At 41.4% G+C, this 9919-nt stretch carries 11 protein-coding genes; 9 read left to right on the plus strand and 2 right to left on the minus strand.

The genetic code is table 11. The annotated features are described in order from the left end of the window. Positions 1 to 67: 67 nt before the first annotated feature. Both rpsT and coaA read right to left on the minus strand, forming a co-directional pair. Entirely contained in the window at positions 68 to 304 is a 237-nt protein-coding gene (rpsT, locus tag Q4A91_RS08790; RefSeq protein WP_001274000.1) for a 30S ribosomal protein S20, read from the minus strand. A gap of 67 nt (positions 305 to 371) precedes the next feature. Then, the gene (gene coaA, locus Q4A91_RS08795) at positions 372 to 1292 is read right to left on the minus strand and encodes a type I pantothenate kinase (RefSeq protein ID WP_061586901.1); all 921 of its coding nucleotides are present in this window, start codon (positions 1290 to 1292) and stop codon (positions 372 to 374) included. 201 nt (positions 1293 to 1493) lie between these two features. Here coaA and Q4A91_RS08800 point away from each other — a divergent pair, with 201 nt between their 5' ends. From Q4A91_RS08800 to Q4A91_RS08840, 9 genes are all read left to right on the plus strand, one after another. Continuing rightward, on the plus strand, positions 1494 to 1898 hold the full coding sequence (locus Q4A91_RS08800; protein ID WP_303214073.1) for a hypothetical protein: 405 nt from the start codon (positions 1494 to 1496) through the stop codon (positions 1896 to 1898). A 202-nt stretch (positions 1899 to 2100) separates the two neighbouring features. Then, entirely contained in the window at positions 2101 to 2691 is a 591-nt protein-coding gene (locus Q4A91_RS08805) for a class I SAM-dependent methyltransferase (RefSeq protein ID WP_303214075.1), read from the plus strand. After that, entirely contained in the window at positions 2688 to 3965 is a 1278-nt protein-coding gene (locus Q4A91_RS08810; RefSeq protein WP_303214078.1) for a pyrimidine-nucleoside phosphorylase, read from the plus strand. The genes Q4A91_RS08805 and Q4A91_RS08810 overlap by 4 nt, the downstream gene beginning before the upstream one ends. 19 nt (positions 3966 to 3984) lie before the next feature. Then, on the plus strand, positions 3985 to 4647 hold the full coding sequence (deoC, locus tag Q4A91_RS08815; protein WP_303214081.1) for a deoxyribose-phosphate aldolase: 663 nt from the start codon (positions 3985 to 3987) through the stop codon (positions 4645 to 4647). Then, on the plus strand, positions 4634 to 5023 hold the full coding sequence (locus tag Q4A91_RS08820) for a cytidine deaminase (protein ID WP_303214082.1): 390 nt from the start codon (positions 4634 to 4636) through the stop codon (positions 5021 to 5023). Before deoC ends, Q4A91_RS08820 begins: the two co-directional genes overlap by 14 nt. Positions 5024 to 5112: 89 nt before the next feature. Continuing rightward, entirely contained in the window at positions 5113 to 6168 is a 1056-nt protein-coding gene (locus Q4A91_RS08825; RefSeq protein WP_303214085.1) for a BMP family protein, read from the plus strand. Positions 6169 to 6304: 136 nt separating this feature from the next. Further along, entirely contained in the window at positions 6305 to 7840 is a 1536-nt protein-coding gene (locus Q4A91_RS08830) for an ABC transporter ATP-binding protein (protein ID WP_303214087.1), read from the plus strand. Then, complete coding sequence (locus Q4A91_RS08835) at positions 7833 to 8891, plus strand: ABC transporter permease (protein WP_000038681.1); 1059 nt, start codon at positions 7833 to 7835, stop codon at positions 8889 to 8891. Before Q4A91_RS08830 ends, Q4A91_RS08835 begins: the two co-directional genes overlap by 8 nt. A gap of 2 nt (positions 8892 to 8893) precedes the next feature. Continuing rightward, complete coding sequence (locus tag Q4A91_RS08840) at positions 8894 to 9850, plus strand: ABC transporter permease (RefSeq protein ID WP_303214091.1); 957 nt, start codon at positions 8894 to 8896, stop codon at positions 9848 to 9850. Positions 9851 to 9919 lie beyond the last annotated feature (69 nt).

The following is a 9919-nucleotide window of genomic DNA, read 5'->3' on the forward strand; positions in this document are numbered from 1 at the left end:
ACAGAACTAAATCCTTTCAATAATTATTTGTCTAACTTTTTGGGGTCAGTACACTATGGACTGTTTCTTATTTAGCAAGTTTAGCTGAAAGACGAGCTTTATCGCGGCTTGCTTTGTTTTTATGAATCAAACCTTTAGTTTCTGCTTTGTCGATAGCTGAGCTAGCAGCACGGAAAAGTTCTTCAGAAGGGTTTGCTTCGAAAGCTTTGATAGCAGTACGCATAGCTGATTTTTGAGCTGAGTTTTTTTCGTTTTGTTTAACGTTCAATTCAGCGCGTTTGATAGCTGATTTAATGTTTGCCAATGTTCTTACCTCCATATTTACTAACTATACCATTATATATGAAAACTTAGGTTTTGACAAGGGGAAATTATTTTTTTAGGTAAATTTCATCGATTTCATGGTTTTTAGTCTTGTGGAGAATGACCTCGGCGCGATTCCTTGTTGGTTCTATATAGTTTTGTAGATTTGTGAGATTAATGCTGGTCCAAACCTGGTGTGCAAAGGCTTCAACTTCTCCGATCGGCATTTGCGTAAAGCGGTGGTAGTAGCTGTTGGGATCATTTTGGGCAAAGCTGAGGAGTTTTAAGAAACGATCCAGATACCAACTTTCAATGTCCTCAACTGCTGCATCCACATAGATGGAGAAATCAAAGAAATCAGTAATGTAAAGGCGCTCATTTTGAGGGTTTTGAAAGACATTGATGCCTTCGACAATGACAAAATCAGCAGCTTTGACACGTTGTTTCTCTCCAGGAACGATGTCATACACTTCATGAGAATAGACAGGAATATCGACATCTTGCCCATTCTTTAGGCGGTCAAGAAAATTCAGCAAGGCTTCCATATCATAACTTTCAGGAAAACCTTTGCGATTTAAGATATCTTGGTCCATCAAGGTTTGATTGGGATAGAGAAAACCGTCAGTTGTCACCAATTCTACAGTAGCATCCGGTAGAGTACGTGATAGAAGAATCTGAAGTAAGCGACTAGTAGTCGATTTGCCCACAGCAACACTTCCAGAAACCCCAATAATAAAAGGCTGAGATTTACTTTCGCGTTGAAGAAAAATTCCTTTTGAAAATGCCAAATCATCCTTAGTGCGCTTGTAAATGTGGATAAGATGAACTAGGGGAAGATAGACATCTGTTACGTCCTGTAGGCTAATCTGGTCATTGAAACTCTTGATGGATTCTAACTCTTCCTCTGTCAAGGGAGGGGTTGTTTTGCGATGCAATGATTGCCAAGTCTGGCGACTGATTTTTTCAAAATGTAAAAATTCGTTGGTCATTTGTTTTCCCCTAGATATTTTGTTTATCATACCATAAAAAGCTAAAAAAATAAAGCGGTTTCTTGATGGTAGTAAGTCAATATCGTATAATAGAGGTAGATGGAGGTTGAATAATTTAATGATGAAATAGGGAATGGTTTCTGATGACTTATCAGTTATTAAAAGTGGGCTTTTTAGTTTCCAACATATAGGAGGTATACAATGAAAATATTGAGATGTTACTTATTGGAACTCTGTTTTATTTTAAGTTTTGCACTACCTTTTATAAGGGGAGCGAATGCGGATAATGGTAGACGCTTTGTAGAAACCTATTACGGTTTTACCTTCTTAATGGATCATCTCCTTGTAACATCTGTCTTTATCTGTTCGCTCTTGATTGCTTGGCTACTAAAAAAACGGTGGATGAAGTGGCTTGCTGCTGGTAGTTATCTATTTTTGATTTTGTGGATTGCTACAGAAGGATATCTATTCCGTATGTCACTAGAAGATTTGATACGACTTTGGACAAGTTTGGAAATCTTGACACAAACTTATCAGTTGGGTTTTTATCTAAACATCATATTGGGAATCTTGTTGATAATAAAGTATTTTAAGGTTAATAAATAGTAATAAAAATGCGCCTGATTGCAGACGAACTGTTTTTTCCTGACTATGATAATTTGTAGTTCCCGATAGATTGTAATGTATTTCTAATAATTGAAAGAGATTGAAGAAAAGGTTTTTTGACTAGGATTCTTCAGTCTTTTTCATTTGCTCATCACTTTGTAAACGATTTACAATTCAAGCCAAATTATGGTAAAATAGTTTTATGAGTAAAATGTATTATGCAGAAAATCCTGATGCTGCTCACGACATTCATGAGTTGAGAGTGAAGTTGTTGGGAGAAAACATGACCTTTTTAACGGATGCGGGTGTTTTTAGCAAGAAAATGGTTGACTTTGGGAGTCAGCTCTTGCTCGAGTGTCTAGAGGTAAATGAAGGAGAGACGGTCCTTGATGTGGGTTGTGGTTATGGGCCATTGGGCTTGTCATTGGTCAAGGCTTATGGAGTTCAGGCGACCATGGTCGATATCAATAATCGTGCCTTGGACCTAGCGCGACAAAATGCTGAACGTAATAAAGTAGAAGCAACGATTTTCCAATCCAATATCTATGAACAAGTTGAAGGGGAGTTTGACCATGTTATTTCCAATCCGCCGATTCGAGCGGGCAAACAGGTTGTTCATGAGATTATCGAAAAGAGCAGAGATTTCTTGAAAGACAGAGGAGATTTAACCATCGTCATTCAGAAAAAACAGGGAGCTCCAAGTGCTAAAAGTAAGATGGAAGACGTTTTTGGAAATTGTGAAATCGTAAAGAAAGATAAGGGATACCATATCCTTAGAAGTGTGAAAGAATGAGAGCAGTTGATTTAATCCAAAAGAAACGAGATGGTCAAGAACTGACTACGGCTGAAATAAATTGGTTGGTAGAAGGCTATGTGGCTGGAACTGTTCCAGATTATCAAATGTCTGCTTTTGCTATGGCTGTTTATTTTAAAGGAATGACCACACGTGAGATTTCTGATCTGACGATGAATATGGTCAAGACAGGTCAGGAGTTTGATTTGTCAGCTATTGATGGGGTTAAAGTTGATAAGCATTCGACTGGTGGTGTAGGTGATAAGGTGACCTTGATTCTGGCTCCTCTTGTTGCGAGTTTCGGCGTGCCTGTTGCTAAGATGAGTGGTCGAGGTCTCGGCCATACTGGTGGGACAATTGATAAATTGGAGTCCATTAAGGGCTATCAAGTCGAGCGAAGTCAAGAAGATTTCATTCGTCAGGTACAGGACATTGGTGTATCTGTCATTGGGCAGTCCGATCAGCTGGTTAAAGCAGACAAACTTCTCTATGCACTCCGTGATGTGACAGCAACTATCGACACGATTCCTTTGATTGCTAGTTCGGTGATGAGCAAGAAAATTGCTGCAGGAGCGGATGCCATTTTGCTAGACGTAACGGTCGGTGAGGGTGCCTTCATGAAGACTGTTGATGAGGCGCGCGAATTGGCTCAAACCATGGTGGATCTTGGTAAGGCTGTTGGTCGAAAAACAGTAGCAGTCATTACCGATATGAGTCAGCCCTTGGGACGAGCCATTGGAAATCGTCTGGAAATCCTTGAGGCAATCGAGATTCTCCAAGGAAAAGGCCGAGAAGATATTAGTCACTTTATCTGCGAGCTAGCTCGGATTATGCTTGGCTTGGCTGATGTTGAGAAAACAATCAAGGAAATCCGTCAACACCTGGAAAATGGCCAAGCACTGGCTAAGTTTGAAGAAATGGTAGCAGCACAAGGCGGCGATTTAGAAGATCTCTATCGCCCCGTCAAAGTTGCCCATGTGCTGGAAATTCCAGCTCAAGAAACGGGTGTTATTTCAGCCCTTCCAGCTATGGAATTTGGGCTCTATGCCATGAGACTAGGAGCTGGTCGTGCAGTCAAGTCTGATGACTTGGACTATGAAACAGGGATTGTTTTTGAAAAGAAAGTTGGAGATTCCGTTCAAAAGGGTGAAATTGTTGCAAAAGTTTATACAAATGGAAAAATTTCTTCTGAACTAGTTACAGAATTTCAAAAATATGTTAAAATAAATGATGGAGTGCAAAGTTTACGAGAAATTATAGAAATTATCTCATAAAACTAGGGAGAATCCGAATATGAAATTAAATAAATATATTGATCATACGCTTTTAAAGCAAGATGCAAGTCAAGAACAAATTGATCGTTTGCTATCTGAAGCGCGTGAGTATGACTTTGCCTGCGTTTGTGTTAATCCTACATGGGTTAAACATGCGAAAACAGGGCTTGAAGGCTCAGATGTAAAGGTTTGTACAGTAGTAGGTTTTCCTTTGGGAGCAACAACTTCTGCTGTGAAAGCTTTTGAAACAAAAGAAGCTGTCCAAAACGGTGCAGATGAGATTGATATGGTTATCAATGTTAGTGCCCTCAAATCGGGCAATCTGGATTTGGTTGAATCGGACATCCGTGCTGTCGTAGAAGCAAGTGGTGACAAGTTGGTTAAGGTCATTATTGAAGCTTGCTTGTTGACAGACGATGAAAAGGTTGTGGCCTGCCAATTATCCCAGAAAGCAGGCGCTGACTTTGTCAAAACATCAACTGGATTTTCAACTGGTGGTGCCACTATTGAGGATGTTCAGTTGATGCGTGAAACAGCCGGACCAGATATGGGAGTTAAGGCAGCTGGTGGAGCGCGTTCATATGCAGATGTTGTCGCTTTTGTGGAAGCAGGCGCTACCCGTATCGGAACATCTGCTGGCGTTGCGATTTTAAAAGGAGAATTTGCAGATGGCGACTACTGAGTTGATTGAACTAGCAATTGAAACCAGCAAACAAGCCTATGTCCCCTATTCTCATTTTCCCATCGGAGCTGTTTTAGTAGCCAAGGATGGTAGTATTTATACGGGTGTGAACATCGAGAATGCTAGTTATCCTTTGACTAATTGTGGAGAGCGTACTGCTATTTTTAAAGCAGTTTCGGAGGGGCAACGGGAGTTTTCAGAATTGATTGTCTACGGACAAACTGAAAAACCTATCTCGCCATGTGGTGCTTGCCGCCAGGTCATGGTTGAATTTTTTGAACAAGATCTAAAAGTGACTTTAGTCGCTAAAGATAATTCGACGGTCGAGATGACGGTCGGGGAGTTACTTCCATACTCATTTACAGACTTAAACTAGTCTGAGTCACTCTCTGAGTGACGCGGTCCTTGTGGCCAACCAATCCATACTTGCAACATCGTTGCACATCTTATTTAGGAGGTTCAGTAATGAACAAGAAACAATGGCTAGGCCTTGGTCTAGTTGCAGTAGCAGCAGTTGGACTTGCTGCATGTGGTAACCGCTCTTCTCGTAACGCTGCTTCATCTTCATCAGAAATGAAGACCAAAGCAGCAATCGTAACAGATACTGGTGGTGTTGATGATAAATCATTTAACCAATCAGCTTGGGAAGGTTTGCAAGACTGGGGTAAAGAACACAATCTTTCTAAAGATAAAGGTTACACTTACTTCCAATCAACAAGCGAAGCAGACTATGCTAACAACTTGCAACAAGCGGCTGGAAGTTACAACCTGATCTTCGGTGTTGGTTTTGCCCTTCACAATGCAGTTGAGGAAGCAGCAAAAGACCACTCTGACCTAAACTATGTCTTGATTGATGATGTGATTGAAGGTCAAAAGAATGTTGCGAGCGTAAGATTTGCGGATAACGAAGCAGCTTACCTTGCTGGTGTTGCAGCAGCAAAAACTACAAAAACAAAACAAGTTGGTTTTGTAGGTGGTATCGAATCTGAAGTTATTTCACGTTTTGCAGCTGGATTCAAAGCTGGTGTTGAATCAGTAGACCCATCTATCAAAGTCCAAGTTGACTATGCTGGTTCATTTGGTGATGCTGCCAAAGGTAAAACAATTGCAGCAGCTCAATACGCTGCCGGTGCAGACGTTGTCTACCAAGCAGCTGGTGGTACAGGTGCTGGTGTCTTTGCTGAAGCAAAATCATTGAACGAAAACAAAAATGAAGACGAAAAAGTTTGGGTTATCGGTGTAGACCGTGACCAAGCAGCAGAAGGTAAATACACTTCTAAAGATGGCAAAGAATCTAACTTCGTTCTTGTATCTACATTGAAACAAGTTGGTACAACTGTGAAAGATATTGCCAACAAAACAGAAAAAGGTGAATTCCCTGGTGGACAAGTGATTGTTTACTCATTGAAAGATAATGGGGTTGAGCTAGCAGTAACAAACCTTTCAGAAGAAGGTAAAAAAGCTGTTGAAGATGCAAAATCTAAAATCCTTGACGGAAGCGTAAAAGTTCCTGAAAAATAATGGATAAAAGTCATTTCTTAGGAAGCGGCCATTGGTCGCTTCTTTAAGAATTGAGGCAATTTTTGTCTCAATAGAGCTTGTTAATGTGATTAGCAGGTTTTATTGAAATAAAATAAACCTCTGAAAGGAAGAGCATATGGCACACGAAAATGTCATTGAGATGCGGGATATTACCAAGATGTTTGGTGAATTTGTAGCAAACGACAAAATCAACTTGCAACTGCGAAAAGGTGAAATTCATGCACTCTTAGGAGAAAATGGAGCGGGTAAATCCACTCTGATGAATATGCTGGCAGGACTTCTTGAACCAACGAGTGGTGAAATTGTGGTGAATGGTCAGGTTGTAAAACTAGACTCACCATCTAAAGCTGCTGGTCTTGGAATTGGGATGGTTCACCAACATTTCATGTTGGTTGAGGCTTTTACAGTAGCTGAGAATATCATTTTAGGAAGTGAAGTCACTAAAAATGGTGTTCTAGATATAGCTGGTGCTACTAAAGAAATCAAGGCTCTTTCTGAACGTTATGGTTTGGCAGTAGATCCTGCTGCTAAGGTGGCGGATATTTCCGTTGGTGCCCAACAACGTGTAGAAATCTTGAAAACACTCTATCGTGGTGCTGATATCCTTATCTTTGATGAACCTACAGCAGTATTGACTCCTTCAGAGATTGATGAGTTGATGGCAATCATGAAAAACCTTGTCAAAGAAGGGAAGTCTATCATTTTGATTACCCATAAACTGGATGAGATTCGTGCAGTATCGAATCGAGTGACGGTTATCCGTCGTGGGAAATCAATCCAGACAGTTGAAATCGCAGGAGCAACAAATGCGGACTTGGCAGAAATGATGGTTGGACGCTCAGTCTCCTTTAAAACGGAAAAACAAGCACCGCAACCCAAAGAAGTGGTCTTGTCTATCAAAGACTTGGTTGTCAATGAAAACCGCGGTGTACCAGCAGTAAAAAATCTCTCCTTGGATGTTCGTGCTGGTGAAATTGTTGGTATTGCAGGTATTGATGGCAATGGTCAGTCTGAACTCATTCAAGCCATTACTGGTCTTCGTAAGGTTGAGTCAGGTAGCGTTGAATTAAAAGGCAAATCAATCGTGGGGATGCATCCTCGACAAATTACAGAACTAAGCGTGGGGCACGTTCCTGAGGATCGTCACCGTGATGGCTTGATTTTGGAGATGATGATTTCAGAAAATATCGCTCTTCAAACCTACTACAAAGAACCACTCAGCAAAAATGGCATCTTGAACTATGCCAATATCACTTCACATGCCAAGAAATTAATGGAAGAATTTGACGTTCGTGCGGCAAGCGAATTTGTTCCAGCGGCAGCTCTTTCAGGAGGAAATCAACAAAAAGCGATTATCGCTCGTGAGATTGATCGTGATCCTGATCTCCTTATCGTCAGCCAGCCAACTCGTGGTTTGGATGTCGGTGCCATTGAATATATCCACAAACGTTTGATTGAAGAGCGTGATAACGGTAAGGCTGTCCTTGTTGTCAGCTTTGAATTGGATGAGATTTTAAATGTCTCAGACCGAATTGCCGTTATTCACGATGGTAAGATTCAAGGTATTGTATCGCCAGAAACAACTAACAAACAAGAACTTGGTGTCTTGATGGCTGGTGGAAACTTGGGAAAGGAGAAGAGTGATGTCTAAAAAATTACAACAAATTTCGGTTCCCTTGATTTCCGTATTCTTAGGAATCTTGCTCGGAGCCATTGTCATGTGGATCTTCGGATATGATGCTATCTGGGGCTATGAGGAGTTGTTCTATACAGCTTTTGGTAGCCTCCGTGGGATTGGAGAAATTTTCCGTGCCATGGGTCCTCTTGTCTTGATAGGTCTTGGTTTCGCAGTTGCTAGTCGAGCAGGTTTCTTCAACGTCGGACTTCCTGGTCAGGCTTTGGCAGGCTGGATTCTCAGCGGTTGGTTTGCCTTGTCAAATCCAGATATGCCTCGTCTCGTTTTGATTCCATTGACAGTGATCATTGCTTTGATCGCAGGTGGAATTGTTGGAGCAATTCCAGGTATCCTCAGAGCTTATCTCGGTACGTCAGAGGTTATCGTGACCATCATGATGAACTACATTGTATTGTATGTGGGAAATGCCTTTATTCATGCCTTTCCGAAAGATATTATGCAAAGTACAGACTCAACGATTCGTGTTAGTGCCAATGCTACTTACCAGACACCATGGTTATCAGAGTTGACTGGAAATTCCCGTATGAATATCGGAATCTTCTTTGCAATCATTGCTGTAGCTGTGATTTGGTTCTTGCTCAAGAAAACGACTCTCGGTTTTGAAATTCGCGCAGTTGGTCTCAATCCCCATGCTTCAGAGTACGCTGGTATTTCAGCAAAACGTACAATCATCCTATCAATGATTATCTCTGGTGCTTTGGCTGGTCTTGGTGGAGCGGTCGAAGGTCTTGGAACCTTCCAAAACGTTTATGTTCAGGGATCATCATTGGCTATCGGATTTAACGGGATGGCAGTTAGTTTGCTTGCTGGAAATTCACCAATTGGAATTCTCTTTGCAGCCTTCTTATTTGGTGTTCTACAAGTTGGTGCGCCGGGTATGAACGCTGCGCAAGTTCCGTCTGAGCTTGTCAGCATTGTAACAGCGTCTATTATCTTCTTTGTCAGCGTTCACTACATTATCGAACGCTTTGTCAAACCTAAAAAACAAGTTAAAGGAGGTAAGTAAGGATGTCTATTACAACATTACTCACCCTCTTGGTCTCTTCTATGCTGATTTACTCAGCACCACTTATTTTTGCGAGTATCGGAGGAGTTTTCTCTGAACGTGGTGGTGTCGTTAACGTCGGTCTTGAAGGAATTATGGTTATGGGAGCCTTTTCTGGGGTTGTCTTTAACCTTGAATTTGCAGAACAACTTGGAGCAGCGACTCCTTGGATTTCCTTGTTAGTTGCTGGTATCGTGGGAGCTATTTTCTCCCTCATCCATGCAGTCGCTACAGTTCATTTCCGTGCGGACCATGTTGTCAGTGGTACAGTATTGAACTTGATGGCTCCTGCCCTAGCGGTTTTCTTGGTTAAAGTTCTTTATAACAAAGGACAAACGGATAACTTAAGCCAGACTTTTGGACGTTTTGATTTCCCAGTTTTGGCTGATATCCCTGTGATTGGAGATATCTTCTTCAAGTCAACAAGTTTGCTAGGTTATATCGCGATTGCCTTCTCTTTCCTTGCATGGTTTATTCTCTTCAAGACACGTTTTGGTCTTCGCCTTCGCTCTGTTGGTGAACACCCTCAGGCAGCGGATACCTTGGGGATCAATGTCTACAAGATGCGATATTTAGGGGTTGTTATTTCAGGTTTCCTTGGTGGAATTGGGGGAGCGATTTATGCTCAATCCATTTCAGTTAACTTCTCAGTGACAACTATTGTCGGTCCTGGATTTATCGCCCTTGCTGCGATGATCTTTGGTAAATGGAACCCAATTGGTGCAATGCTTTCTAGTCTTTTCTTTGGACTTTCACAAAGTTTGGCAGTTATCGGTTCTCAATTACCTTTTCTACAAGGAGTGCCAGCGGTTTACCTTCAAATCGCGCCTTATGTCTTGACCATTCTTGTCTTGGCAGCCTTCTTTGGAAAAGCAGTTGCACCTAAGGCAGACGGTATCAACTACATCAAGTCAAAATAAGCATACAAAAAAACGGGCTCTATGTCAACTGTAGTGGGTGACCTATAACTAAGCACGAGAGGAGACGAA

This window comes from Streptococcus sp. (assembly GCF_030528045.1).
Classification (GTDB): domain Bacteria; phylum Bacillota; class Bacilli; order Lactobacillales; family Streptococcaceae; genus Streptococcus.

What these genes read in the sequence shown, in the direction of transcription:
- Q4A91_RS08805 (WP_303214075.1), top strand. Translation starts at nt 2,101, where the DNA reads ATGAGTAAAATGTATTATGCAGAAAATCCTGATGCTGCTCACGACATT.
- Q4A91_RS08835 (WP_000038681.1), top strand. Translation starts at nt 7,833, where the DNA reads ATGTCTAAAAAATTACAACAAATTTCGGTTCCCTTGATTTCCGTATTC.
- coaA (WP_061586901.1), bottom strand. Translation starts at nt 1,292, where the DNA reads ATGACCAACGAATTTTTACATTTTGAAAAAATCAGTCGCCAGACTTGG.
- Q4A91_RS08800 (WP_303214073.1), top strand. Translation starts at nt 1,494, where the DNA reads ATGAAAATATTGAGATGTTACTTATTGGAACTCTGTTTTATTTTAAGT.
- Q4A91_RS08830 (WP_303214087.1), top strand. Translation starts at nt 6,305, where the DNA reads ATGGCACACGAAAATGTCATTGAGATGCGGGATATTACCAAGATGTTT.
- Q4A91_RS08840 (WP_303214091.1), top strand. Translation starts at nt 8,894, where the DNA reads ATGTCTATTACAACATTACTCACCCTCTTGGTCTCTTCTATGCTGATT.
- Q4A91_RS08825 (WP_303214085.1), top strand. Translation starts at nt 5,113, where the DNA reads ATGAACAAGAAACAATGGCTAGGCCTTGGTCTAGTTGCAGTAGCAGCA.
- deoC (WP_303214081.1), top strand. Translation starts at nt 3,985, where the DNA reads ATGAAATTAAATAAATATATTGATCATACGCTTTTAAAGCAAGATGCA.
- Q4A91_RS08820 (WP_303214082.1), top strand. Translation starts at nt 4,634, where the DNA reads ATGGCGACTACTGAGTTGATTGAACTAGCAATTGAAACCAGCAAACAA.
- Q4A91_RS08810 (WP_303214078.1), top strand. Translation starts at nt 2,688, where the DNA reads ATGAGAGCAGTTGATTTAATCCAAAAGAAACGAGATGGTCAAGAACTG.